Source organism: Nocardioides sp., from assembly GCF_044226305.1.
Classification (GTDB): domain Bacteria; phylum Actinomycetota; class Actinomycetes; order Propionibacteriales; family Nocardioidaceae; genus Nocardioides.
In genome coordinates this window covers 170,881-194,770 of sequence record NZ_JBGAHF010000008.1, presented here as the reverse complement: position 1 = coordinate 194,770, position 23,890 = coordinate 170,881, and the positions used below count along the sequence as shown (strand labels likewise).

Genomic DNA, 23,890 nt, shown 5'->3' with positions numbered 1-23,890 from the left:
CTACGCGAGGACGGTCAGCGCTCCTGCCGCACACTCCACCGTCAGCGGGAGCGGCCCGAAGCGCTCGCCGTCGGCGTAGGAGACGATGCCCGGCGCCGCGACGGTGACCGTGCGGACGCGGTGGTGCTCGTAGGCCGGGTGGGTGACGTGGGTGCCCTTGAAGAGCTTCGGATAGGTGCGGACCAGGCCCATCTTCGACATCGGCTTGATGATCACCACGTCGAGGAGGCCGTCGTCCAGGATCGCGCCCTCGGTGATCCGCAGGCCACCTCCGAAGGAGGGCCCGTTGCCGACCGCGACGAGCATCGCGTCCAGGGTGTGCGTCACCCCGTCGAGCTCGAGGGTGTACGGGAGCGGCTCGAAGGTGCGCAGCTCGGCGAGGGTGGCGATGTTGTAGCGCATCTGGCCCTTGGGCCAGGTCATCCGGTTCGCGCGCTCGTTGACGATCGCGTCGAAGCCGGCAGCGAGCACCGTGACGAAGTAGGTGGACCCGCTGCGCGCCAGGTCGACGGTCCGGCCGGTGCCGGCGAGGAGCTGCTCGGCGGCGGCCACCGGGTCCTTGCGCGGGATGTCGAAGTAGCGCGCCACGTCGTTGCCGGTGCCGGCCGGGATGATGCCGATCGGCGTGCTGGTGCCACCCGCCGCCTGGATGCCGAGGTGGACCAGGCCGTCTCCCCCGCACAGGACCAGGGCGTCGGTGCCGTCGGCGACGGCCGAGCGGGCCAGGTCGAGCGCCTCGTCGGCGTCGCGGCCCTCGATGGTGCGGACCCGGACGCCGGCCGCCTGCAACCTCGCGGAGGCCGCGTCGCGGGCGCGGGCACCACGGCCCTTCCCTGCGGTCGGGTTGGTGAGCAGCACGATCTCGCGGACGTCCACGGCGCGAGACTAGCCGGGTCTCAGCGGGTGTCGGCGCCGATCCGCAGCAGGACGGAGTAGTGGTCCGGCGACGCGCCCACGGCCTTGGCCAGCCGGGACATCGCGTCGAGGACCAGGTCGGCGGTGAACCGGGTGCCCGGGACCGCCAGGGTGAGCCGGTCACCGGGCCCGACGAGCAGGACCTGGCCGTGCCGCCACGCCTGGTGGGCGTCGTGACGGACGTCCTGCTCCGCGACCGGCACCGGGTAGGCCTCGTCGACGGCGAGGAGGTCGCACGGGACCGGGTCGTGGGCCCCGCCGGTCAGCCGGCCCGGGACGGCGTGACCGCCGCGCAGGCCGCTCTCGGCGGCCCAGGTCACCTGCTCCTCACCGAGCCACTCGGGCAGGTCGAACGGGTCGACCCGCCGCATCGCTCCGGCCGTCACAGGGGCGACACCTCGTCGTCCCCGATCTCCTCGAGCCGGCCGCTGCGGCCGCGGGAGCGGTCGACCAGCCGGGCGATCACCTCGGCGACCAGGAAGAGCAGCAGCATCGGGGCGGCGAGGAAGCACATCGAGAACGGGTCGGTCGAGGGGGTGGCGACCGCGGCGAAGACGAACGTCCCGAGGATGATCCACGGCCGGTAGCGGCCGAGCTGCTTGCCCGTGACGACGCCGGCGAGGTTGAGCATGATGACGAAGAGCGGGATCTCGAAGGCGATCCCGAAGACCAGCAGCATCCGGGTGAGGAAGCTGAAGTAGTCGTTGAACTCGACGAGGTTCTCCAGCTGGGCCGGGGTGAACCCGATGAGGACCTCGAGCCCGCGGGGCAGCACGTAGTAGCCGGTGAGCACGCCGACGATGAACAGCGGCCCGGCGATCGCGGTGAAGATCCGGGTCCACTTCTTCTCGTTCGAGTGCAGGCCGGGCACCACGAACGCCCAGATCTGGTAGAGCCAGTACGGGCTCGACACGACGATCGCCGCGATGCCGCAGAGCTTGAGCTGCAGCATCAGGGCGCCGGTCGCTCCCGCGACGTACGCCTTGGTCTCGGTGGACTCCCCCAGCATCTCCCGCGCGTCGTTGTAGGGAGCCATCACCAGGTCGAAGAGCTGGTCGTAGAAGGCCAGCGCCACGAAGAACGCCACGACCAGGCACAGCACGGACTTCAGCAGGCGGGCACGCAGCTCGCGGACGTGGTCGGAGAGCGCCATCCGCCCGTCGGGCCCGACCGGGTGCTGGGGTCGGCCGGAGAAGTAGTCGAAGACGCCGCTGAGGGACAAGGCTGCCGAGCGGGTGCGGGCGCGTCAGGCGCCGTCGGGGCGGTTCAACCGCTCGCGCTCGGCGTCGATCTCGGCCTGCCGGCGCTCGAGGTCGGCCTGCCGCGCCTCGAGCTCGCGCTGCTCGACGGTCTTGGTGGCCTCGGGGGTCTCCTCGTCGTCCATGAGCCCCTTGGTCTCGGCCTTGAAGATCCGCAGCGCACGACCACTCCCCCGAGCGAGGTCGGGGAGCTTGGTCGCGCCGAAGAGCAGGATGACGATGCCGAGGATGATGAGCAGCTCGGTGGTGCCGAGGCTGCCGATGAGCGGGAGCATGGTGTTCCTCACGGGCGAGTGGGTGACGTGGCCATCGTACGCGCTCAGGTGTAGAGACCGAGGGTGGACCGGGCCGAGTCGACGAAGGCCTGTTCCAGGTCGGCCGGGCTGCCGACGCGGGCATGGGGGGCGAGCCGGAGCAGCAGCCGCTGGAGCCAGCGCTGGTCGGCGATGAGGAGGTCGACCTCCAGGCGGCCGCCCGGACGCTGGCGGACCGCCTCGACGGGGTAGTACTCGACGACCCAGCGCGCCTCCCGGTCGAGGAGCAGGGTGACCGGCGTCGTGTCGTCGGACCGGGTGAACAGGCCGTCGCCGAGGTCGCGCGGGGGCTCCGGGGCGGTCGCGATCGGCTGGTCGAGGACCTCGGCGGCCTGGATCCGGTCCAGCCGGAACAGACGCGGCGCCTCGGCGCTGTGGCACCAGGCGTCGAGGTAGCGGAAGCCGTGGGCGGTGACGACGCCCCGGGGGTCCACGGTGCGCTCGGAGACCTCGTCGCGCGAGGGGACGAAGTAGGTGAGCAGCACCTGCCGGCGGCGGGCCACGGCGTCGCGCAGGGTGTCCTCCAGCCGCACCTGGTCCAGGCGCTGCGGCGACTCCTCCCCGGGGTCGATCTGCGGGACGGCCGAGCCCTCGGCCGCGGCGGCCTCGAGCTTGGCGAGCGCCCGGTCGACCACCTCCCGGGTGTCCTCGGTGGCGCTGCCGCGCAGGGCGCGGAGCGCGACGATGATGGCGGTCGCCTCGGTCGGGGTCAGGCGCAGCGGCCGGGCCAGGTAGTCGGCGTTCGAGACCCGGACGACGCCATCGGCCTCGGGACCCTCGAGCGCGTCCAGGTCGACGTCGATGAGGTCGTCGGGGTAGCCACCGGGCAGCCCGCACATCAGCAGCACCTTGAGGTCGCCGAGGAGCTGCTCGGGCGTCACGCCGAGGACGGCCGCCGCGTCGTCGAGCCGGACCTGCCCGTGGGCGTGGAGGTAGGGCACCAGGGTGAGCAGCCGCGCGACCTGGTCCTTGGCCCCGGAGAGGGAGGTCCCGGAGCCCCCGGCGACGGTGGACGCCGGTGCCGGGGTCGAAGGACGTCGTGGGGGGCTCATGCCGAACGCTCCACGACCGCGGTCAGCCGACGCACGATCTCCTCGCGCCAGGCGACCGGCTGCTCGACGTACACGTCGTCGGCGTAGCCGAGCAGCTCGTCGGCGGCGTCGCTGCGGCGGTCGAGGACCAGCCGGTCCCAGGCGGTGCGGTCGTCCGGCCCGGAGACGCCGGTCTCGACCGACTCCGCGTCGCGGCGCAGCGCGAGCCCCGCGCCCTCGCGGACGAGCACCACGACCCTCGTGGTCGTCGGCACCGGCGCGAGCCGGACGGTGGTCGCGCGCACGTCGGTGCCGGGGGGCACCTCGTAGGAGCCGGGACGGCCCACCTTGCGCGCGTCGCCCTGGACCCGCGAGAGCCGGAACACCCGTTCCTCGCCGCGGTCGGTGTCGAAGCCGACGACGTACCAGCGTCCGGAGTAGCGCACCACGCCCCAGGGCTGGAGGTGCCGCGTCGCGGACCTCGTGGCGCCGGAGCGCCGGTAGCCGAACTCGACCGGGGTGCGCTCCTGGACGGCCTCCCAGAAGACGTCGAACGACGGCTCGTCGGCGCTCAGCCGGGGCTGGGCGATGTCGAGCGCGCTGACGTCGGTGGGCACCCCGAGCGCGGTCAGCTTGCGGACCGCCTCGGTGGTCGCCTCGGCCAGCCGGGCGTGCTCCCACACCCGGGTGGCCAGGCCGATCACGGCCGCCTCGTCGGAGGTCAGGGCGATGTCGGGCAGCGCGAGCTCGTCGGGACGGATCCGGTAGCCGGGCTCGTCGTCGAAGTAGGCGTCCATGTTGCCCACCTCGATCGGGACGCCGAGGCTGCGCAGCTCCTCCTTGTCCCGCTCGAACATCTTCTCGAAGGCGTCCGTGCTGGAGTCCGGGTAGAGGATCGCCCGGATCCGGTCCTTCGAGACGTAGTGCCGCTGCACAAGCAGCATGATGAGCAGGTTGAGCAGTCGCTCGCTCTTCTGCACCGCCATGCCGCCTCCCTCGTCCCGAGTGCTCTGGAGGAGGCTACTGTGCCGCCTTCTCCGCCTTGAGGACGTCCACCACGAAGTACAGCGTGCTGTTCGCCGGGATGCCCGACTGCTCGCTCGAGCCGTAGCCCAGGTCCGGCGGGATCGCCAGCACCACGCGGCTGCCGACCTTGACGCCGGTGAGGCCGTAGGTCCAGCCCTTGACCACCTGTGAGAGCGAGAAGGTCGCCGGCTTCTTCGAGTAGCTCTCGTCGAACGGCTTGGGCGCGTCGTAGACCTGACCGAGGTAGTTGACGGTCAGGGTCATGTCCGAGGTGACGGTCTCGCCGTCACCCTGCTTGAGGATCGCCCGCTCCAGGTCACCGTCGGCCTGCGGCTTCGGTACCCCGGTGAAGTCGAGGGCCGTGGGGACGCCACCCTTCTCGATCACCGACGGCAGCTGCGAGGACGGCACGGTCTTCGGCTTGGGCGTCTCGTAGGGACCCATCAGGTCGACGATGATGAGCACGCTGTCGCCGTTGCTGATCCCGAGCTGGGGGTTGCCGGACTCGCCGAACGCCTCCTGGGCGGTCGTGGTCACGGCCACCCGGGAGCCGAGCTTCTGCCCGAGCACCGCGGCCTTGAACACCGGCGCGAGGCTGTCGCTCGCCGTGACCGCTTCCGGCTCGCCGCCGTCGAAGTCGCTGTAGGCCTTCTTCTGGTCGTAGCCGTTGCCGATCCACAGGAAGGCCGAGACCTGGTCGCCGTTCTTGATCTCGGCGCCGTCGCCCTCCTCCACGACCGTGGTCTCGGTCTTGTCGACCTCGAGCTTGCCGTTCCAGTCGACCTCGGGCTCCTTGCCCAGGTCGCCGCTGATCGTGATGCCGTGCAGTGCGTCGCTGCTGTCGCTCGCGTCGCTCGAGGATCCTCCGTCACTGCTGCCGCACGCGACGAGCGAGGTCGCCAGCGCGATCGGGAGGAGGAGGAGCGGGAGGCGTCGGAGACGTCGGGACACGGAGGACTCACCTGTTCGTCGAGGGTTCGTGTTCAGCGCCGTCACCATAACCGGCGTGCCTGAGGGGACCCTGATCGCGGGGTGGGCAGGGCCGGCTACATGCCGTCGATGAGCCGCTGCACCCGCTCGTCGTACGCCCGGAAGGGGTCCTTGCACAGCACGGTCCGCTGCGCCTGGTCGTTCAGCTTCAGGTGCACCCAGTCGACGGTGAAGTCGCGTCGGCGCTCCTGGGCCCGCCGGATGAACTCGCCGCGCAGCCGGGCCCGGGTGCTCTGCGGGGGCACCGACTTGGCCTCGAAGATCTTCAGGTCCGTGGTGACGCGCGCGACGGCGCCACGCTTCTCGAGCAGGTAGTAGAGGCCACGGCCACGGTGGATGTCGTGGTAGGCCAGGTCGAGCTGGGCGATCCGCGGGTGGCCGAGCGGCAGGCCGTGCTTGGCGCGGTAGCGCTCGATCAGCTTCCACTTGATCACCCAGTCGATCTCGCGGTCGACCAGACCGAGGTCGTCCGACTCGACCGCCTTGAGGCCCCGCTCCCACAGGTCGAGCGCCTGCTCGATCACCGGGGTGCTGATCTCGCGGCGGTCCACGAAGTCGCGCGCCTTCGAGAGGTACTCCTGCTGGATGTCGAGGGCACTCGCCTCCCGGCCGTTGGCCAGGCGCACCTTGCGGCGGCCGGTGACGTCGTGGGAGATCTCGCGGATCGCCCGGATCGGGTTCTCCATCGTGAGGTCGCGCATCACCACGCCCTCCTCGATCATCCGCAGCACCAGGTCGCAGCTGGCGACCTTCAGCATCGTGGTGGTCTCGCTCATGTTGCTGTCGCCCACGATGACGTGCAGGCGCCGGTACTTCTCCGCGTCCGCGTGCGGCTCGTCCCGGGTGTTGATGATCGGCCGCGAACGGGTGGTGGCGCTGCTGACGCCCTCCCAGATGTGCTCGGCACGCTGCGAGACGCTGTACGACGCCCCCCGCGGCGTCTGGGTGATCTTGCCAGCCCCCACGATGATCTGCCGGGTCACCAGGAACGGGATCAGCACGTCGGCCAGGCGCGAGAACTCCCCCGCGCGGCTCACCAGGTAGTTCTCGTGGCAGCCGTAGGAGTTGCCGGCCGAGTCGGTGTTGTTCTTGAAGAGGTAGATCTCGCCGGCGATGCCCTCGTCGTGCAGCCGCTGCTCGGCGTCGAGCAGGAGGCCCTCGAGCACCCGCTCCCCCGCCTTGTCGTGGGTGACGAGCTCCACGACGTCGTCACACTCGGGGGTGGCGTACTCGGGGTGGCTGCCGACGTCGAGGTAGAGCCGCGCGCCGTTGCGCAGGAACACGTTGCTGCTGCGTCCCCAGCTGACGACCTTGCGGAACAGGTAGCGGGCGACCTCGTCGGGGCTCAACCGGCGCTGGCCCTTGAACGTGCACGTGACGCCGTACTCGTTCTCGATGCCGAAGATCCGCCGGTCCACAGCCTCAGCCTAGGCGCAGCACGGTTGCCTGCGCCTCATCAGCGACCGATGTGGCCCGAGAATCTCACGATTCGTCGGGGAGGTACGACGTCAGCCGAGCGGCGGGGCGACCGGCGGCTCGTCGCCCGGCGGACCGGCGAGTCCGTCGCCGGGGGCCGGTGCGGGCCCCAGACCGTCGCGCTCGGCAGGCTCCTGCGACTCCTCGACGGCGGACACCTCGGCATCGGACGCCGCGGGCGACCCGTCCGCCTCGGAGGTGCCCGGGGCATCGGGCGCCGGCTGGTCCGCCGCAGATCCGCCCCGGTCGCCGAGCAGCTGCTCCAGCCGCGCCGGGCGCAGCCGCAGGAACTTGCGCGGCTGGGTCCGGGTGCGGTCGAGCACGGCGACCTCGAGGTCGTCGGTGGCGATCACCCGGTCCTCGCTGGCCCCCTTCTCGTCGGCGGAGTGACCGAGGGCCCCCACCGCCAGCGCGAGCGCGTCCGCGAGCTCCAGGCCGGGTGAGTACCGCTCGGCCAGGTAGGACGCCACCACGTCCGCGGCGCCGCCCATCACGGCGTAGCCGTGCTCGTCGGCGACCTGCCCGTCGTACGTCAGCCGGTAGAGCTGGTCGTCGTCGGCGACGTCGCCGATCTCGGCAACGAAGATCTCGACCTCGTAGGGCTTCTCGCCGCCGGAGGAGAAGATCGTGCCGAGGGTCTGCGCGTAGGCGTTCGCCAGGCCCCGGCCGGTGACGTCGCGCCGGTCGTAGGCGTAGCCGCGCATGTCGGCGAGCCGGACGCCGGCGATCCGCAGGTTCTCGAACTCGTTGTAACGGCCGACCGCGGCGAACGCGATCCGGTCGTAGATCTCGGAGACCTTGTGCAGCGCCTGCGAGGGGTTCTCGGAGACGAACAGGATGCCGTGGGCGTACTGCACCGCCACCACGGACCGGCCGCGGGCGATGCCCTTGCGGGCGAAGTCCGCCCGGTCCTTCATCAGCTGCTCGGGCGAGACGTAGAACGGCATGCTCATCGGCTGCTCCCTCCCGTCAGCGGCGCGGAGGGGCCGTCGGGCCGCGTCATCCGGCCGGCGATCACGTCATCGGCGATGGCCGCGACCTCCTCGTCCGGCAGCCGTCGGCCGCCGTCGCCGGTGATCACCTGCACGACGGGGAAGATCCGCCGCGTCAGGTCGGGTCCGCCGGTGGCGGAGTCGTCGTCCGCGGCGTCGTACAGCGCCTGGACGACCGCGGTGACGCAGCCGATCTGGTCGAGGTCGTCGCGGTAGAGCTTCTTCAGCGCTCCGCGCGCGAACAGCGACCCGGAGCCGACCGAGTGGAACGCGGTCTCCTCGTAGCGGCCGCCGGTCACGTCGTAGCTGAAGATCCGGCCCCGGTCGGAGGTCAGGTCGTAGCCGGCGAACAGCGGGACGACGGCGAGCCCCTGCATCGCCATGGCGAGGTTGGAGCGGATCAGGGCGGCGAGCCGGTTGGCCTTGCCGTCGACCGAGAGCGTGGTGCCCTCGATCTTCTCGTAGTGCTCGAGCTCGGTCTGGAACAGCCGGACCATCTCGACCGCGATCCCGGCCGAGCCGGCGATGCCGACGGCCGAGAACTCGTCGGCCGGGAACACCTTCTCGATGTCGCGCTGGGCGATGATGTTGCCCATCGTCGCGCGGCGGTCACCGGCCATCACGACGCCGCCGGGGTAGGTCGCGGCGACGATCGTGGTCCCGTGCGGGGCGAGGTCGCCGGCGTGGCCCTGCGGCACCGCGCGGCGCGCCGGGAGCAGGTCGGGAGCCTGCTCGGCGAGGAAGTCGCTGAACGACGAGGTGCCCGGCTGCAGGAACGCAGCCGGGAGACGGGGATCGCTCACTGGCCGCCCTTCTGGATGAACGACTTCACGAAGTCCTCGGCGTTGGTCTCGAGCACGTCGTCGATCTCGTCGAGGATGTCGTCGACGTCGGAGTCCAGGGACTCCTTGCGGTCGGCGACGTCGCTCTCCGGGGCGGACTGGACGGCCTCGTCGGCCTCGGAGGACTTCCGCGGCTGCTTCTGCTCCTGTGCCATGCCTCGACCCTATCCACTCGGCGGGAGCCGCAGGAGCCCACTCACGAGGTGAGCGCCGTGAAGAGCGCCTCAGCGGTCTCGCAACGGTCCAGGAGATCGCCCACGTGGGCCTTGCTGCCGCGCAGCGGGTCGATCGTCGGCACCCGCTGCAGCGACTCACGCCCGGGCAGGTCGAAGATCACCGAGTCCCAGGACGCGGCAGCGACGTGGTCGGCGTACTTCTCCAGGCAGCGACCGCGGAAGTAGGCCCGGGTGTCCTCCGGCGGGTCGTGCATCGCCGCGTCCACGGCGGCGTCGTCGAGCAGCCGCTCGATCCGTCCGCCGGCGACCAGCCGGTGGTAGAGGCCCTTCTCGGGGCGGATGTCGGAGTACTGGTAGTCGATGAGCTGGAGCTTGGCGTCGTCCCACTCCAGGCCGTCGCGCTGACGGTACTGCTCGAGCAGCTTGAGCTTGGCCACCCAGTCCAGCTCCGTGGCGCACAGCATCGGGTCGCGCTCGAGCCGGGCGAGCACCGACTCCCAGCGCTCGAGGACGTCGACGGTCTGCGGGTCCGCGTCGGCGCCGTACCGGTCCTCGACGAACTTCTTCGCCAGGTCGAGGTACTCCAGCTGGAGCTGGATCCCGGTCAGCTTCCGGCCGTCGGTGAGCGTCACGGTCTGCCGCAGGGTCGGGTCGTGGGAGATCGCCCGCAGTCCCGACACCGGACCGTCGACGGTCAGGTCCACGGAGATGAACCGGTCCTCGATCATCGCCAGCACCAGGGCCGTCGTGCCGACCTTGAGGTACGTCGACACCTCGGCCAGGTTGGCGTCGCCGATGATCACGTGCAGCCGCCGGTAGCGCTCGGGGTCCGCGTGCGGCTCGTCGCGGGTGTTGATGATCGGGCGCTTCAGCGTCGTCTCGAGGCCGACCTCGACCTCGAAGAAGTCGGCGCGCTGGCTGACCTGGAAGCCGTGCTCGCGCCCGTCCTGCCCCTTGCCGACCCGCCCGGCGCCGCAGATCACCTGGCGGCTCACGAAGAACGGCGTCAGGTGCCGCACGATGTCACCGAACGGGGTCGACCGCCGCATCAGGTAGTTCTCGTGGGCGCCGTAGGAGGCGCCCTTGTTGTCGGTGTTGTTCTTGTAGAGCACGATCGGCGTGCCCCCGGGCAGCTGCCCGGCCCGGCGCGAGGCGTCGAGCATCACCTGCTCCCCCGCCTTGTCCCACCGCACGATGTCGAGGGGCGTGGTCACCTCGGGGGTGGAGTACTCCGGGTGGGCGTGGTCGACGTACAGCCGGGCGCCGTTGGTGAGGATGACGTTGGCCAGCCCCATGTCCTCGTCGGTGAGCTGGCTGGGGTCGGCCACCTGCCGCGACATGTCGAACCCGCGGGCGTCGCGCAGCGGCGACTCCTCCTCGAAGTCCCAGCGTGCCCGCCGGGCCTTCACCGTTGCCGAGGCGTAGGCGTTGACCACCTGCGAGGAGGCCACCATCGGGTTGGCCAGCGGCTGGCCCTGCACGGCGATGCCGTACTCCACCTCGGTCCCCATGACCCGCCGCACGCTCATGTGCCGAGCGTACGCGAGCCGGACACGCTCTACCCTCGGGTCATGGGCATGTGGACCGATCGCGTCGTCCCGCGGCTCGCCGACAAGTCCCTCTCGTCCGGGCCGGTGATGCGGCTGCGCGGCGAGGCGGTGGCCGGGCTGTCCGGGCGCGTCCTCGAGATCGGGTTCGGCAGCGGCCTGAACGCCGCGCTCTACCCCGCCGAGGTCGAGCGCGTCGACGCGGTCGAGCCCTCGGACGTCGGCTGGCGGATGTCGCAGGAGCGCCGCGACCGCGCGCCGCTCGAGGTCGAGCGGGTCGGGCTGGACGGCCAGCGCCTGGAGGCCGACGACGACACCTACGACGCCGCCCTGACGACGTTCACCCTGTGCACGATCCCCGACCCCCTCCGGGCCCTCGCGGAGGTACGACGGGTGCTGCGGCCGGGTGCCGCGCTGCACTTCCTCGAGCACGGCCTCTCCCCCGAGCCCCGGGTGGCGGGCTGGCAGCGGCGGCTCGACCCGGTGCAGCGCCGGGTCGCGGGCGGGTGCCACCTCAGCCGCGACGTGCCGGCCCTGGTCGCCGCTGCGGGCCTGGACGTGGTCGAGGTGTCGGCGTCGTACCTGCCGGGCCCGTCCGCAGGGCGCCCCTGGACCTACGTGTACGTCGGCCGCGCGGCATGAGCACGGGCACCGAGGCGGGCCCCGGCGGCGACGCCGACGGGGCGGCCCGCGTCCTCGCGGCCGCCGAGGCGCTCGGTCTCGCCGTCGAGGTGACCCGGCACGGTCCAGTGCGCTCGCTCGAGGAGGCGGCGGCCGCCCGCGGCATCGAGCCCCACCAGCTGCTCAAGACGATGGTCGTGCGGGTGCGCGAGGGCGACCACCGCTTCGTCCTGGTGCCGGGCGACCGGGAGATCGCCTGGCCCAAGCTGCGCGCGCTGCTGGGCGTGAACCGGCTGTCGATGCCGGACGCCGACGCCGCCCACGCGGTGACGGGCTACCGGCGCGGCACCATCACGCCGCTGGGCAGCAGCACGCCGCTCGCGGTGGTGGCGGACTCCTCGATCTCGGGTCTGGTCAGCATCGGCGGCGGCAGCCAGGGCGTGGCCCTGACCGTCGACGCGGCCGAGCTCCTGGCAGCGCTGGGTGCGACGGTCGCCGACGTCACCGAAGGGCGCGACGTGTCGCCCGCCAGCTGATCGCAGCGCACACGACACCGACCACGACGACTCCGAGCCAGAACATGGGTCCACGGTGCCCGCGCGGTCGCGCGGGCAAACGTGACGTGCTCGGCGCCCCGGGGGCCTAGAGGTACTGGCCGGTGTTGGAGACCGTGTCGATGGAGCGGCCCGGCTCGGTGCCCTGCTTGCCGGTGATGAGCGTGCGGATGAACACGATCCGCTCGCCCTTCTTGCCCGAGATCCGCGCCCAGTCGTCGGGGTTGGTCGTGTTGGGCAGGTCCTCGTTCTCCTTGAACTCGTCCACGCACGCCTGGAGCAGGTGGGAGATCCGCAGACCGCGCTGGTCGTGGTCGAGGAAGTCCTTGATCGCCATCTTCTTGGCGCGGTCGACGATGTTCTGGATCATCGCCCCGGAGTTGAAGTCCTTGAAGTAGAGGACCTCCTTGTCGCCGTTGGCGTAGGTGACCTCCAGGAACCGGTTCTCCTCGGTCTCGGCGTACATCCGCTCGACGGTGGCGCGGATCATCCCACCGACCGTGGCGTCGCGGTCGTTGCCGAACTCGGCGAGGTCGTCGGCGTGCAGCGGCAGGCTCGGGGTGAGGTACTTGCTGAAGATGTCGCGAGCCGACTCCGCGTCCGGCCGCTCGATCTTGATCTTCACGTCGAGGCGGCCGGGGCGCAGGATCGCCGGGTCGATCATGTCCTCGCGGTTCGAGGCACCGATGACCAGGACGTTCTCGAGGAGCTCGACACCGTCGATCTCGCTCAGCAGCTGCGGGACGATCGTGTTCTCGACGTCGGAGGAGACCCCGGAGCCGCGGGTGCGGAACAGCGAGTCCATCTCGTCGAAGAAGACGATGACCGGCGTGCCCCCGCTCGCCTTCTCACGGGCGCGCTGGAAGACCAGGCGGATGTGCCGCTCGGTCTCGCCGACGTACTTGTTGAGCAGCTCGGGGCCCTTGATGTTGAGGAAGTAGGACTTCCCCTCCTGGCCGGTCTTCGCGGCGACCTTCTTGGCGAGGCTGTTCGCGACGGCCTTGGCGATCAGGGTCTTGCCGCAGCCCGGCGGTCCGTAGAGCAGCACGCCCTTGGGCGGCTTGAGCTCGTGCTCCTTGAACAGCTCGGGGTGCAGGTAGGGCAGCTCGACGGCGTCCCGGATCGCCTCGATCTGGTTGCCGAGGCCACCGATCGACTCGTAGGCGATGTCCGGGACCTCCTCGAGGACCAGCTCCTCGACCTCGGACTTCGGGACCTTCTCGTAGACGTAGCCGGCGCGGGCGTCGAGCAGCAGCGAGTCGCCGGCCCGGATGGTCTCGTGGTGCAGCGGGTCGGCCAGCCGGACGACCCGCTCCTCGTCGGCGTTGGCGATGACCAGGGCCCGCTCGCCGTCGGCGAGCAGCTCCTTGAACATCACCACCTCGCCGACCTCCTCGAACTCGAGGGCGGCGACGACGTTGAGGGCCTCGTTGAGCATGACCTCCTGGCCGCGGCGCAGGTCGTCGAGGTCGACGCTCGGGCTGACGTTGACCCGCAGCTTGCGGCCGCCGGTGAACACGTCGATCGAGTCGTCGTCGTTGCGGTTGAGGAAGGTGCCGAAGCCGGCGGGCGGCTGCGCGAGCCGGTCGACCTCCTCCTTCAGCTTCATGATCTGGTCGCGTGCCTCGCGCAGCGTCTGGGCGAGCCGCTCGTTCTGCGAGTTCAGCCCGGCGAGGCTGCGGTGTGCGTCCGCGAGCCGCAGCTCGAGGGTGCGCGAGCTGGTGGGGCCCTCGGCCAGCCGACGGCGAAGGTCGGTGACCTCGGACTCCAGGAGCCGGACCTGGTCCGCGAGCTCTTCCGGGCTCGACCCGCCCGTGCTGGGAACGCTCTCCGATGTCGACATCAGCGCCACCTCCTGTGCGGTCGACCCTACCCGCGAGTGCCCCCGAGGGAAGGGCTCATCTCGCGGTGTTGGTCACGATTTGGCAGCACGCGAGGACGCGGGACGGTCACCGACGGCGGCTTCCCGGTCCGTCGGCCCGCCGGTCGGGCGGTCGGGCGGCCGGTCAGTCGACCGGCGCGTCGACCGGGACGCCGGGCGGCCGGGGCCCGGCGTAGTCCGGGCCGTAGGCGCCGGGGGCGGGGCGGCGCTTCTTCAGCGGCGCCCGCTGGCCGGGCGCCATCCGGCGGGCGGTGACGAGGAAGGCCGTGTGGCCGATCATCTTGTGCCCGGGCCGGACGGCGAGCCCCTCGACGTGCCAGTCGCGCACGAGCGACTCCCACGCCTGTGGCTCGGTGAAGCCTCCGTGCACGCGGACCGTCTCGACGAACCGGGACAGCTGGGTGGTGGTCGCGACGTAGGCGCACACGATCCCCCCGGGCCGCAGCGCGTCGGCGGTGGCCTCGAGGCAGTCCCACGGCGCGAGCATGTCGAGGATGACCCGGTCGGCGCGCTCCCCGGAGGCGGGCAGCGCCTCGGCGAGGTCCCCGACCGTCAGCTCCCAGGCGGGGTGCGTCTGCCCCTCCGGGGCGCCGAAGAACTGGTGGACGTTCTTGCGCGCCACCTCGGCGAACTCCTCGCGGCGCTCGTAGGACGACACCCTCCCGAACGGGCCGACGGCCCGCAGCAGCGAGCAGGTCAGCGCACCGGAGCCGACGCCGGCCTCGACGACGTGCGCGCCCGGGAAGATGTCGGCGAACGCCACGATCTGGGCGGCGTCCTTCGGGTAGACGACCGCGGCGCCGCGCGGCATCGAGACGACGAACTCCGAGAGCAGGGGACGGAAGACGAGGTACTCGCCGCCCGACGACGAGACGATCGTGAAGCCCTCCTCGCGCCCGATCAGGTCGTCGTGGGACATCCCGCCGCGGTTGGTGTGGAAGGTCTTGCCGGGCTCCAGGCAGATGTTGTGCCGACGGCCCTTCCCGTCCAGCAGGCGCACCCACTCCCCCGCCCGCAGCGGCCCGCGGTGGACACCTGACCAGGCCTGCGGCGGTACGTCGGGGGCGTCGGTGGTGGCGCTGGCGTCGGGGACTTCGGGGGTGTCGGGCACGGCGGGAGAGCCTAGGGCCTAGTGGGCGGCTTCGCGGAACGCCCGGTCGACGTCGGCGGTCGCGAGCACGCCGAAGACGGCGCCGTCGGTCTCGACCAGGAGGTACTCCGCGGCCGGTGTCCGGCTGATCGCCATCACCAGCTCCTCGCCGGTGATGTCGGCGGGGAGCTGGAGCCCGCGGTCGAGGGTGCGGGCGACCGTCGACGTGGCGACCCACGGCCGGCGCTCCGGCGGGGTGGCCTCGACGGCGGCCTCGCTGACGATGCCGACCGGGACGCCCGAGCTGGTGACGGTGACGATCCCGCCGGCCTCGGCGTCCTGCGCGCGGCGTACCGCCTCGGCGAGCGGGAGGTCGCTGGGGACCGCCAGGGTCCGCCGGGCGAGGTTGCGCGCGACCAGCTGCGGGATCCGGCGGCGCATCCGCGCCGTCGACATCGCCGAGGTCGAGCCCGCCCAGAGGAACGCGGCCACGATGAACGCCAGCGCGAAGTCGAGGAGGTCGGGCTCGGTCCCGAAGATCGACTCCTGGAGCAGCGGCCAGAAGACGACCCCGACCGCGGCGAGCCGGCCGCCCCAGCCGGCGACGATGGTCCCGGTGTGCACGTCGCCGCTGAGCTGCCAGACCAGGGCCTTGAGGACCCGGCCGCCGTCGAGCGGCAGGCCCGGGACCAGGTTGAGCAGGCCGACCAGCAGGTTGGCACCCGCCAGGCCGCCGACCGCCATGAGGAGCAGGCCGTCGGGGGTGAACGGGCGGACGACGAAGGCGACGGCGCCGACCGCGAGCGAGGTCAGCGGCCCGACGACGGCGATGAGGAACTCCTGGCGCGGCGTGCGCGCCTCACCCTCGATGGCGGTCATCCCGCCGAGGAAGTGGAGCGTGATCGAGGTGACCGGGAACCCCAGCCGGCGGGCGACGATCGCGTGGGACGCCTCGTGCAGCAGCACCGAGAGGTAGAGGATCACGGCGAACGCGAGCCCCGCGACGTACTTCCACGGTCCGAGGCCGGGCTGGGCGACCTCGGCGACCGGTGCGACGATGATCGCGATCAGGGCCGCGACGACGAACCACGACGACGAGACGAGGACGTCGCTGCCCGCGATCGAGCCGACCCGGAGCGTCCCGGGCGGCCGGGATGGTCGGGGCGGGCTGTCGGACACTCCTCGAGGCTATCCGACCGGCGTGCGCCGGGAGTGGCGGCGGCACTGTCGGCGGGCTGTCCTAGGGTCGGCCCTGTGAGTGTGGAGCAGGAGTCACCGGCGACCCGGGTCGGCACCCCGGTCGACGGGGTCGACGTCCTCGGTGCGCTCTCCCCCAGCCGGGCCGGCGACTTCCTGAGCTGCCCGCTGCTCTACCGGTTCCGCACCATCGACAGGCTGCCCGAGCCGTTCTCGCCGGCCGCCGTCCGCGGCACCCTGGTGCACAAGGTCCTCGAGGACCTCTTCGACCTGCCCGCCGAGCGCCGTACCCCCGAGCAGGCCGACGGGATGCTCGAGCCGACGTGGGACGCGCTGGTGGCCGAGGAGCCGGAGCTCGGCGCCATGTTCGGCCCCGACGAGGGAGCCGCGGCGACCGAGTGGCTGACGTCGTGCCGCACCGTCCTCGAGCGCTACTTCACCCTCGAGGACCCGCGGCGGCTCGAGCCGGCGGAGCGCGAGCTGTACGTCGAGGCTCTGCTGGAGTCGCGGCTGCTGCTGCGCGGGTTCATCGACCGTCTCGACGTCGCGCCCGACGGTGCCATCCGCGTCGTCGACTACAAGTCGGGCGCGAGCCCCAGCGAGATGTTCGAGGCCAAGGCGCTGTTCCAGATGAAGTTCTACGCGCTGGTCATCTGGCGGACCCGCGGGGTGGTGCCGGCGATGCTGCAGCTGGTCTACCTCGGCAACGGCGAGATGCTGCGCTACGTGCCCGACGAGGCCGACCTGCGGGCCACCGAGCGCAAGGTCGAGGCGATCTGGCGGGCCATCCGGCAGGCGGAGGAGTCGGGTGACTGGCAGCCGAGCCCGGGGCGGCTGTGCGACTGGTGCGCCCACCAGGCGCTGTGCCCCGCGTTCGGCGGCACTCCCCCGCCGCTGCCGCAGCCCGCCGGCGACGCGTCAGAGCCCGTTGCGCTCGGCCCAGAGGGCGGCCTGGGTCCGGTCCGCGACGCCGATCCGGGCGAACGCTGACGTCAGGTGCGCCTTGACGGTGCGCTCGCTGATGTCGAGGCGCCGGGCGATCTGCTTGTTGGCCAGCCCCTCCCGGACCAGCCCGAGCACCTCGGTCTCGCGCGAGGTCAGCTGGACCTGGTGGTTGGAGGTGGCCCGGACACCGAGGAGGGCACGGGCGGCCTTGGGGTGGATCGGTGACTCCCCGCGGCTGACCGCCCGGATGCCCTGGAGCACGTCCTCGGGGTCGGCGTCCTTGAGCAGGTAGCCGACGGCGCCGGCGTCCAGGGCGGCCACGATCCGCTCGCTGTCGGAGAACGACGTCAGCACGAGCACGTCGACCCCCAGCTGCTGGGCCATGATGTTGCGGGTCGCGGTGACGCCGTCCACGTCGGGCATCTGCAGGTCCATGAGGACCACGTCGGGGCGGATCCGGCGCACCACCTCGAGCGCCTCCGCGCCGTTGGCCGCCGTGCCCACGACCTCGATGTCGTCGGTCCCGCTGAGGAGCTGCTGCAGGCCGGCGCGGATGACGGCGTGGTCGTCGACCAGGACCACTCTCACGGGCGCGGTCATCGGGCCCCCACCTCCATGCGCACGGTCGTGCCCTCCCCCGGGGCGGAGCGCACCTCGAGCACGCCCCCGTTGTCGGCCACCAGGCTACGCAGGCCGCGCAGCCCGAAGCTCTCCGGCCGGGCGACCTTGGGGTCGAACCCGACCCCGTCGTCGACGACCTCGAGGGTCAGCCGGTCACCGTCGCCGCGCACGGTGACGGCCAGCGTCGAGGCCTCGGAGTGGCGGATGGTGTTGCGCACGGCCTCCTGGGCCACCCGCCACACCAGCGCCGCCTGCTCGTCGGTCGCCCCCTCGGTGCCGTGGACGCTGACGGAGGCCTGGATGCCGACGGTGCCGGCTGGGGCGATCAGGTCGCCGAGCGCCGCCGCGAGCCCGTCCGCCCGCAGGTCCGGCGGGTGGATCTCCGCCAGGAGCGACCGCAGCGACTTGAGGCTGCCGCGCAGCGAGGTCCCCGCCCCGGACAACGGCTCCCGGGCCTCCTCGGGCAGGTCGGGCATGCGCGAGACGGCCCCCACGGAGAACGCGGTGCCGGCCAGGTCCTGGACCACGCCGTCGTGCAGGTCGCGGGCGATCCGCCGGCGCTCGGCGTCGGAGGCGTCCATCGCGGACTGGAGCAGCCGCTCCCGCTCGCGAGCGCCGCGGCGGACCTGACGGGTCAGCGCCACGAGCAGGCCGGTGGCGACCATCATCAGCAGCACGAGGCCGCCGACCGTGATCCATCGGAACGAGTCGAAGATCTGGGCCCTCCGCGCACCCAGCTCGGTGCTGGGGAAGTAGGCCTCCACGAGAACGTGCTTGGGCTTCGTCAGTGTGTTCTCGAGCGCGAGCTTTCCTCGTGGTCCCGACGGGACGGCCGTGGCGTAGATGCGCACCATGCCCTTGGTGCCTGCCGCGGCACGGTCCACGGGACGGGCGGGGTCGGCGCGCTCGTAGCCCGTTCCGCCCTCGCGCAGGACGCGCCGCTGGTCCTCGTCGAGGTTCAGGTGGATCTGGTCCTGGCCCAGCAGGATGGGGAGCTTGGAGGAGTAGATGAGCCGGCCATCACGGGACCAGACGTTGATGAGGAACGGTCGGTCCGTGTAGTGAAGGCTGGCCTGGATCTCGCGGTCGGCCTCGTCGAGCATGCCGTAGTAGTCGTCCGCGCTCTCCGAGCGTGCGTCCGCCATCGCCGGCGGGATCGCGGGCCCGACGACCGATTGCGCGATGATCTTGGTCGTCGCCTGCGCCTCCGCGATCGCCTCGTCGGAGGCCGCACGGTCGGCCAGGATGTTGGTCCCGGCGAGGATCGCTGCGGCCGTGATGAGACCGATGACCAGGAAGACCGTGACCGGGCTTCTCAGGAATCTCAACCGTGGGACCTTTCGACGAGGTCCCGCCAGGATAGGGCTCAATAGGAGACGGTCGTGCGGCAGACCTCACCGGTCCGCTGGTTCTCGGCGCGGAACACGATGTCGTCCGTGCCGTTGAAGTTGATCATCGACCTGATGACCCGGAAGCTGAGGTCGGTGTCCTCGTCGCCACGGGCCTTCCCGTCGTCCGACAGGTCGCCGTTGTGCTTGAGGCGCCAGGCCCACACGTCACTGTCGTCGCTCCAGACGGTCCCGACGACCATGAGGCGCGAGGAGTTGTCGTCGAGGGTGTCGACTCGGAGCTTGGCGTGGCTTGCCGATCCCGGATCGCAGGTGTCGCGGTCGACGTCCTTCGCAGTCCCGCCATCCTTTGCCAGGGCCGGAGCACCTGACAGGGCCGCTGCGCTCAACGCGAGGATGAGCACGATGGCGGGACTGCGCCGGACGATCATCGAACCTGCTTCCTGAAGAACCAGGGACGACTTGCCCCCCTGATGACTCGATCCTTCTCCACCTGCGTGTGGACCGCCATTGTCCGTTGGTACTAGGACCATGACTAGTCCGGCTGCACTACTGCTGGGACCACACCCAGGCGAGGTCGATCCCCTCGAGCGTGTCGGCCATGACGCGCCGCTCGCCGGGCAGGACGGGCACGTGGTTCTCGACGACGAGGACCAGGCAGCCGGCGCTCTCGGCCGACTTCGTCCCGGTGTTGGAGTCCTCGATCGCGAGGCAGTCGGCCGGGTGCAGGCCCAGGGCGGCCGCGGCCGTCAGGTAGGGCTCTGGGTGCGGCTTGCCCTGCTCGACCCGGTCGCCGGTGACCACCACCCGGAAGGTCTCGGGCGGCAGGTGACCGACGATCGGGGCGACGAACCGGTCGTGGGACGACGTCACCAGCCCGCACGGGACGCCGTCCTCCCGGAGTCTTGCGAGCAGGTCGAGGGCGCCCGCGCACCACGGGACCTCCTCCGCCACCCGGCGCACGACGCCGTCCAGGAGCTCGTCGACGATCTGGTCGACGCCGACGTCGATCCCCATGTGCTCCTGGATGTAGACAGCGGAGGACCGCAGGTCGTTGCCCACCAGGGTGAGGGCGTCCGCGTCGTTCCACCGCCCGCCGTGGCGCTCGGCGAGCTCGTACTCGGTGCTGACCCAGTACGGCTCGGTGTCGACGAGGGTCCCGTCCATGTCCCAGAGGACCGCGCGGGGCAGCTCCGGCGACGTGGCGGCCGGCCCGGTCGCCGGGTCGGTCATCGGGTCAGTCATCGGGGTCGTAGCCGAGGTTGGGCGAGAGCCACCTCTCGGCCTCGGCGAGGGTCCAGCCCTTGCGCTCGGCGTACGCCGCGACCTGGTCCCGGCCGAGGCGTCCGACGACGAAGTACTGCGCCTGCGGGTGGCTGTAGTACACCCCCGACACCGACGCGCCCGGCCACATCGCCATCGACTCGGTGAGCCGGATCCCGGTGCTGGCCTCGACGTCGAGCAGCTCCCAGAGCGTCAGCTTCTCGGTGTGGTCGGGGCAGGCCGGGTAGCCCGGCGCTGGCCGGATCCCGGTGTAGCGCTCGGCCAGCAGGTCGTCCTGGGTCAGCTCCTCGTCCGCCGCGTGCCCCCAGAACTCGGTGCGGACCCGCTGGTGGAGGCGCTCGGCGAACGCCTCGGCGAGCCGGTCGGCCAGCGCCTCGAGCAGGATCGCCGAGTAGTCGTCGAGGTCGTCCTTGAACTGCTGGACCCGCTCCGGGAGGCCGATCCCGGCGGTGACGGCGAAGCCGCCGACGTGGTCGCGCAACCCGGTGCCGACCGGCGCGACGTAGTCCGACAGCGCCCGGTTCGGCACGCCGGGCCGGTGCTCGCCCTGCTGGCGCAGCTGGTGCAGCACCGCCCGCGTCTCCGAGCGCGAGTCGTCGGCGTACACCACGACGTCATCGCCGTCGGCGTTCGCCGGGAACAGGCCGAGGACGCCGCGCGCGGTGAGCCACCGCTCCTCGATGATCCGGTCGAGCATCGCCTGCGCGTCGTCGTAGAGCCGGCGGGCGGCCTCGCCGGTGGAGGGGTTGTTGAGGATGTCGGGGAAGCGCCCCTTCATCTCCCACGCGTTGAAGAACGGCTGCCAGTCGATGTACTCACGCAGCTCGGCGATGTCGTAGTCCTCGAGGACGTGGACCCCGGGCCGCCGCGGGGCCGGCGGCTCGTAGCCGGTCCAGTCGATCGGGGTGGCCTTGGCCCGGGCGTCCTCGTAGGACAGCTGCGGGCGGTCGGACTTGGCGGCGTGCCGGGCCCGCAGCGCGTCGTAGTCCTCCTGGACGTCGGCGAGCAGCTTCTCCCGGCGACCCGGGTGCAGGAGCGCGGCCGTGGTCGGCACCGAGCGCGAGGCGTCCTTCACCCACACGACCGGGCCGTCGTACTTCGGGTCGACCTTGACGGCGGTGTGCGCGCGCGAGGTGGTCGCGCCGCCGATCAGCAGCGGGATCTCCAGCCCGAGCCGCTGCATCTCGGTCGCGAACCCGACCATCTCGTCGAGCGACGGCGTGATCAGGCCGGAGAGACCGATCAGGTCGGCGCCCACCTCGGCGGCGGTGTCGAGGATCTTCTGGGCCGGCACCATCACGCCGAGGTCGATGACCTCGTAGTTGTTGCACTGAAGCACGACGCCGACGATGTTCTTGCCGATGTCGTGCACGTCGCCCTTGACCGTGGCCATGACGATCGTGCCGTTGGTCTCCTTGGCCGTCGCGAGCTCGGGGTTGTCGAGCTTCTCCTGCTCGATGAACGGGATCAGGTAGGCGACCGCCTTCTTCATGACACGGGCCGACTTCACCACCTGCGGGAGGAACATCTTCCCGGAGCCGAACAGGTCGCCGACGACGTCCATCCCGGCCATCAGCGGTCCCTCGATCACCTCGATGGGCCGCCCGCCGCGCGCGGCGATCTCCTGGCGCAGCTCCTCGGTGTCGAGCTCGACGTGGGCGTCGATGCCCTTCACGAGCGCGTGCGTGATCCGCTCGGACACGGGCAGCGCGCGCCACTCCTCGGCGGTCGCCTCCACGGCCTCGCCGGTCCGGTTGTGCTCCTCGGCGATCTCGAGCAGCCGCTCGGCGGCGTCCGGCCGCCGGTTCAGCACGACGTCCTCGATCCGGTCGCGCAGCTCGGGCTCGACCTCGGAGTACGGGACCAGGGCGCCGGCGTTCACGATGCCCATGTCCAGGCCGGCCCGGATCGCGTGGTAGAGGAAGACCGCGTGGATCGCCTCGCGCACCGGGTTGTTGCCGCGGAACGAGAAGCTGACGTTGGAGATGCCGCCGGAGACCTTCGCGCCGGGCAGGTTCTCCTTGATCCAGCGCGTCGCCTCGATGAAGTCGAGCCCGTACGACGCGTGCTCCTCGATGCCGGTGGCCACCGCGAACACGTTCGGGTCGAAGATGATGTCGTCGGCGGGGAACCCGACCTGGTCCACGAGGATCCGGTACGCGCGTTCGCAGATCGCCTTGCGGCGCTCGAGGTTGTCGGCCTGGCCGTCCTCGTCGAAGGCCATGACGACCGCGGCCGCGCCGTACCGCCGGCAGAGCCGCGCCTGCTGGAGGAACTTCTCCTCGCCCTCCTTGAGCGAGATCGAGTTCACGATCGGCTTGCCCTGGATCGTGCGCAGGCCCGCCTCGATGACCTCCCACTTGGACGAGTCGACCATCAGCGGGACCCGGCTGATGTCGGGCTCGCTGGCGACCAGCTTGAGGAAGCGGTCCATCGCGGCGACGCCGTCGATCATGCCCTCGTCCATGTTGACGTCGATGACCTGCGCGCCGTTCTCGACCTGCTGGGCGGCGACGGCCAGACCGCTGTCGTAGTCACCGGCCTTGATCAGGTTGCGGAACTTCGCCGAGCCGGTGATGTTGGTGCGCTCGCCGACGTTGACGAACAGGCTCGACCCGTCGAGCGTGAAGGGCTCGAGACCGGCCAGCCGCATCGCCGGGGCGACCTCGGGCACGGTCCGCGGCGCCTGGTCCCGGACGGCACGGGCGATCGCCGCGACGTGCGCGGGCGTCGTGCCGCAGCAGCCGCCGACCAGGTTCACGAACCCGCTGCGGGCGAACTCGCCGACGACCGCCGCGGTCTCCTCGGCGGCCTCGTCGTACTCACCGAAGGCGTTGGGCAGGCCGGCGTTCGGGTAGCAGGACACGAACGTGTCCGCGACCCGCGACATCTCGGCGATGTAGGGACGCATCTCCTTCGCGCCGAGCGCGCAGTTGAGGCCCACCGCGAGCGGCCGGACGTGCCGCACCGAGTTCCAGAACGCCTCGGTCGTCTGCCCCGACAGGGTGCGGCCGGAGGCGTCGGTGATCGTCCCGGACACGATGACCGGCCAGCGGCGACCGGTCTCCTCGAAGAGCTGCTCGACGGCGAAGATCGCCGCCTTGGCGTTGAGGGTGTCGAAGACGGTCTCGATGACCAACAGGTCGGCGCCGCCGTCGAGCAGGCCACGGGAGGCCTCGAGGTACGCCGCCACCAGCTGCTCGAACGAGACGTTGCGAGCGCCGGGATCGTTGACGTCCGGCGAGATCGAGGCGGTCCGCGTCGTCGGGCCGAGGGCCCCGGCGACGTACCGCGGCCGGTCGGCGGTCGCGACGGCGTCGGCCTCGTGGCGCGCCAGGCGCGCGGACTCGAGGTTGAGCTCGTAGGAGAGGTCCTGCATGCCGTAGTCGGCCAGCGACACCGCGGTCGCGTTGAAGGTGTTCGTCTCGATGAGGTCCGCGCCGGCCTCGAGGTACTCGCGGTGGATGCCGGCGATGATGTCCGGCCGGGTGAGCGTGAGGAGGTCGTTGTTGCCGACCAGGTCCTGGTGCCAGTCCCGGAACCGGTCCCCGCGGTAGCCGGCCTCGTCGGGCCGGTCCCGCTGGATCGCGGTGCCCATCGCTCCGTCGATGACGAGGATCCGCTCGCGCAGGGCGCGCGTGAGCTCCTCGGTGGCGTCGGGACGCCACCCGGTCGATGACGACGGCCTCTGGGACAACGGGTCTCCTCTCGGTGGTTCCCAGCCTAGGAACCCGTTCCACGTACCGGACCTGCTTCCCAGATCGTGACACCGGCGATCC

23 protein-coding genes are annotated in these 23,890 nt (G+C 71.5%); 3 read left to right on the top strand and 20 right to left on the bottom strand.

From position 1 onward, the window contains the following. The 12 genes from ACILQ5_RS10900 to dop all read right to left on the bottom strand — a co-directional run bounded on the left by ACILQ5_RS10900 (nt 1) and on the right by dop (nt 10,550). Nucleotides 1-876 (bottom strand): diacylglycerol kinase, encoded by an 876-nt coding sequence (locus tag ACILQ5_RS10900; protein WP_395658021.1) that lies wholly within the window; start codon nt 874-876, stop codon nt 1-3. Nucleotides 877-896: 20 nt separating this feature from the next. Next, nucleotides 897-1,301 carry a hypothetical protein gene (locus ACILQ5_RS10895; RefSeq protein ID WP_395658020.1) on the bottom strand — a complete coding sequence of 135 codons (405 nt, stop codon included), beginning with the start codon at nt 1,299-1,301 and terminating at the stop codon, nt 897-899. Next, on the bottom strand, nt 1,298-2,137 hold the full coding sequence (gene tatC, locus ACILQ5_RS10890) for a twin-arginine translocase subunit TatC (RefSeq protein ID WP_395658019.1): 840 nt from the start codon (nt 2,135-2,137) through the stop codon (nt 1,298-1,300). Before tatC ends, ACILQ5_RS10895 begins: the two co-directional genes overlap by 4 nt. 24 nt (nt 2,138-2,161) lie before the next feature. After that, complete coding sequence (tatA, locus tag ACILQ5_RS10885; protein ID WP_395658018.1) at nt 2,162-2,461, bottom strand: Sec-independent protein translocase subunit TatA; 300 nt, start codon at nt 2,459-2,461, stop codon at nt 2,162-2,164. Nucleotides 2,462-2,493: 32 nt separating this feature from the next. Then, on the bottom strand, nt 2,494-3,540 hold the full coding sequence (locus tag ACILQ5_RS10880; protein WP_395658017.1) for a helix-turn-helix transcriptional regulator: 1,047 nt from the start codon (nt 3,538-3,540) through the stop codon (nt 2,494-2,496). Further along, on the bottom strand, nt 3,537-4,505 hold the full coding sequence (locus ACILQ5_RS10875) for a helix-turn-helix transcriptional regulator (protein WP_395658016.1): 969 nt from the start codon (nt 4,503-4,505) through the stop codon (nt 3,537-3,539). The genes ACILQ5_RS10880 and ACILQ5_RS10875 overlap by 4 nt, the downstream gene beginning before the upstream one ends. A gap of 34 nt (nt 4,506-4,539) precedes the next feature. After that, nucleotides 4,540-5,496: an FKBP-type peptidyl-prolyl cis-trans isomerase gene (locus tag ACILQ5_RS10870; protein ID WP_395658015.1), complete on the bottom strand. Its 957-nt coding sequence runs from the start codon at nt 5,494-5,496 to the stop codon at nt 4,540-4,542. A gap of 95 nt (nt 5,497-5,591) precedes the next feature. Continuing rightward, a complete protein-coding gene (gene pafA, locus ACILQ5_RS10865; protein ID WP_395658014.1) occupies nt 5,592-6,953 on the bottom strand; it encodes a Pup--protein ligase in 1,362 nt (453 codons plus the stop codon). 90 nt (nt 6,954-7,043) lie between these two features. Next, entirely contained in the window at nt 7,044-7,964 is a 921-nt protein-coding gene (gene prcA / locus ACILQ5_RS10860; RefSeq protein WP_395658013.1) for a proteasome subunit alpha, read from the bottom strand. Continuing rightward, nucleotides 7,961-8,806, bottom strand: coding sequence for a proteasome subunit beta (gene prcB / locus ACILQ5_RS10855; RefSeq protein ID WP_395658012.1), 846 nt, complete (start codon nt 8,804-8,806; stop codon nt 7,961-7,963). Before prcB ends, prcA begins: the two co-directional genes overlap by 4 nt. Then, entirely contained in the window at nt 8,803-9,000 is a 198-nt protein-coding gene (locus ACILQ5_RS10850) for a ubiquitin-like protein Pup (RefSeq protein WP_395658011.1), read from the bottom strand. The genes prcB and ACILQ5_RS10850 overlap by 4 nt, the downstream gene beginning before the upstream one ends. A gap of 41 nt (nt 9,001-9,041) precedes the next feature. Next, a complete protein-coding gene (gene dop, locus ACILQ5_RS10845; protein WP_395658010.1) occupies nt 9,042-10,550 on the bottom strand; it encodes a depupylase/deamidase Dop in 1,509 nt (502 codons plus the stop codon). Between the two features lie 42 nt (nt 10,551-10,592). Here dop and ACILQ5_RS10840 point away from each other — a divergent pair, with 42 nt between their 5' ends. Together ACILQ5_RS10840 and ACILQ5_RS10835 are read left to right on the top strand one after the other, a co-directional pair. Continuing rightward, nucleotides 10,593-11,210, top strand: a complete 618-nt coding sequence (locus ACILQ5_RS10840; protein ID WP_395658009.1) for a class I SAM-dependent methyltransferase — start codon at nt 10,593-10,595, stop codon at nt 11,208-11,210. Then, a complete protein-coding gene (locus tag ACILQ5_RS10835) occupies nt 11,207-11,725 on the top strand; it encodes an aminoacyl-tRNA deacylase (RefSeq protein ID WP_395658008.1) in 519 nt (172 codons plus the stop codon). Before ACILQ5_RS10840 ends, ACILQ5_RS10835 begins: the two co-directional genes overlap by 4 nt. Nucleotides 11,726-11,831: 106 nt before the next feature. Here the strand turns inward: ACILQ5_RS10835 and arc are convergent, their stop codons facing one another. The 3 genes from arc to ACILQ5_RS10820 all read right to left on the bottom strand — a co-directional run bounded on the left by arc (nt 11,832) and on the right by ACILQ5_RS10820 (nt 15,894). Further along, a complete protein-coding gene (arc, locus tag ACILQ5_RS10830; protein WP_395658007.1) occupies nt 11,832-13,586 on the bottom strand; it encodes a proteasome ATPase in 1,755 nt (584 codons plus the stop codon). 163 nt (nt 13,587-13,749) lie between these two features. Next, complete coding sequence (locus ACILQ5_RS10825; RefSeq protein ID WP_395658006.1) at nt 13,750-14,736, bottom strand: tRNA (adenine-N1)-methyltransferase; 987 nt, start codon at nt 14,734-14,736, stop codon at nt 13,750-13,752. Between the two features lie 18 nt (nt 14,737-14,754). Then, nucleotides 14,755-15,894: a site-2 protease family protein gene (locus ACILQ5_RS10820; RefSeq protein WP_395658005.1), complete on the bottom strand. Its 1,140-nt coding sequence runs from the start codon at nt 15,892-15,894 to the stop codon at nt 14,755-14,757. A gap of 75 nt (nt 15,895-15,969) precedes the next feature. Here ACILQ5_RS10820 and ACILQ5_RS10815 point away from each other — a divergent pair, with 75 nt between their 5' ends. Continuing rightward, nucleotides 15,970-16,902 (top strand): RecB family exonuclease, encoded by a 933-nt coding sequence (locus ACILQ5_RS10815; RefSeq protein ID WP_395658004.1) that lies wholly within the window; start codon nt 15,970-15,972, stop codon nt 16,900-16,902. On the opposite strand, the gene ACILQ5_RS10810 is transcribed toward ACILQ5_RS10815, so the two are convergent. The 5 genes from ACILQ5_RS10810 to metH all read right to left on the bottom strand — a co-directional run bounded on the left by ACILQ5_RS10810 (nt 16,831) and on the right by metH (nt 23,709). Next, nucleotides 16,831-17,457: a response regulator gene (locus ACILQ5_RS10810; protein WP_395658003.1), complete on the bottom strand. Its 627-nt coding sequence runs from the start codon at nt 17,455-17,457 to the stop codon at nt 16,831-16,833. The two genes, ACILQ5_RS10815 and ACILQ5_RS10810, sit on opposite strands and share 72 nt — an antisense overlap. Next, a complete protein-coding gene (locus ACILQ5_RS10805) occupies nt 17,454-18,806 on the bottom strand; it encodes a sensor histidine kinase (RefSeq protein ID WP_395658002.1) in 1,353 nt (450 codons plus the stop codon). The genes ACILQ5_RS10810 and ACILQ5_RS10805 overlap by 4 nt, the downstream gene beginning before the upstream one ends. A 38-nt stretch (nt 18,807-18,844) precedes the next feature. Continuing rightward, entirely contained in the window at nt 18,845-19,258 is a 414-nt protein-coding gene (locus tag ACILQ5_RS10800; protein ID WP_395658001.1) for a hypothetical protein, read from the bottom strand. Nucleotides 19,259-19,376: 118 nt separating this feature from the next. Continuing rightward, entirely contained in the window at nt 19,377-20,060 is a 684-nt protein-coding gene (locus ACILQ5_RS10795) for an HAD family hydrolase (RefSeq protein ID WP_395658000.1), read from the bottom strand. A gap of 4 nt (nt 20,061-20,064) precedes the next feature. Then, complete coding sequence (gene metH / locus ACILQ5_RS10790) at nt 20,065-23,709, bottom strand: methionine synthase (RefSeq protein ID WP_395658049.1); 3,645 nt, start codon at nt 23,707-23,709, stop codon at nt 20,065-20,067. Nucleotides 23,710-23,890: the final 181 nt, after the last annotated feature.

What these genes read in the sequence shown, in the direction of transcription:
- ACILQ5_RS10880 (WP_395658017.1), bottom strand. Translation starts at nt 3,540, where the DNA reads ATGAGCCCCCCACGACGTCCTTCGACCCCGGCACCGGCGTCCACCGTC.
- ACILQ5_RS10875 (WP_395658016.1), bottom strand. Translation starts at nt 4,505, where the DNA reads ATGGCGGTGCAGAAGAGCGAGCGACTGCTCAACCTGCTCATCATGCTG.
- prcA (WP_395658013.1), bottom strand. Translation starts at nt 7,964, where the DNA reads ATGAGCATGCCGTTCTACGTCTCGCCCGAGCAGCTGATGAAGGACCGG.
- ACILQ5_RS10850 (WP_395658011.1), bottom strand. Translation starts at nt 9,000, where the DNA reads ATGGCACAGGAGCAGAAGCAGCCGCGGAAGTCCTCCGAGGCCGACGAG.
- dop (WP_395658010.1), bottom strand. Translation starts at nt 10,550, where the DNA reads ATGAGCGTGCGGCGGGTCATGGGGACCGAGGTGGAGTACGGCATCGCC.
- ACILQ5_RS10840 (WP_395658009.1), top strand. Translation starts at nt 10,593, where the DNA reads ATGGGCATGTGGACCGATCGCGTCGTCCCGCGGCTCGCCGACAAGTCC.
- ACILQ5_RS10835 (WP_395658008.1), top strand. Translation starts at nt 11,207, where the DNA reads ATGAGCACGGGCACCGAGGCGGGCCCCGGCGGCGACGCCGACGGGGCG.
- arc (WP_395658007.1), bottom strand. Translation starts at nt 13,586, where the DNA reads ATGTCGACATCGGAGAGCGTTCCCAGCACGGGCGGGTCGAGCCCGGAA.
- ACILQ5_RS10810 (WP_395658003.1), bottom strand. Translation starts at nt 17,457, where the DNA reads ATGACCGCGCCCGTGAGAGTGGTCCTGGTCGACGACCACGCCGTCATC.
- ACILQ5_RS10800 (WP_395658001.1), bottom strand. Translation starts at nt 19,258, where the DNA reads ATGATCGTCCGGCGCAGTCCCGCCATCGTGCTCATCCTCGCGTTGAGC.
- ACILQ5_RS10795 (WP_395658000.1), bottom strand. Translation starts at nt 20,060, where the DNA reads ATGACCGACCCGGCGACCGGGCCGGCCGCCACGTCGCCGGAGCTGCCC.
- metH (WP_395658049.1), bottom strand. Translation starts at nt 23,709, where the DNA reads ATGGGCACCGCGATCCAGCGGGACCGGCCCGACGAGGCCGGCTACCGC.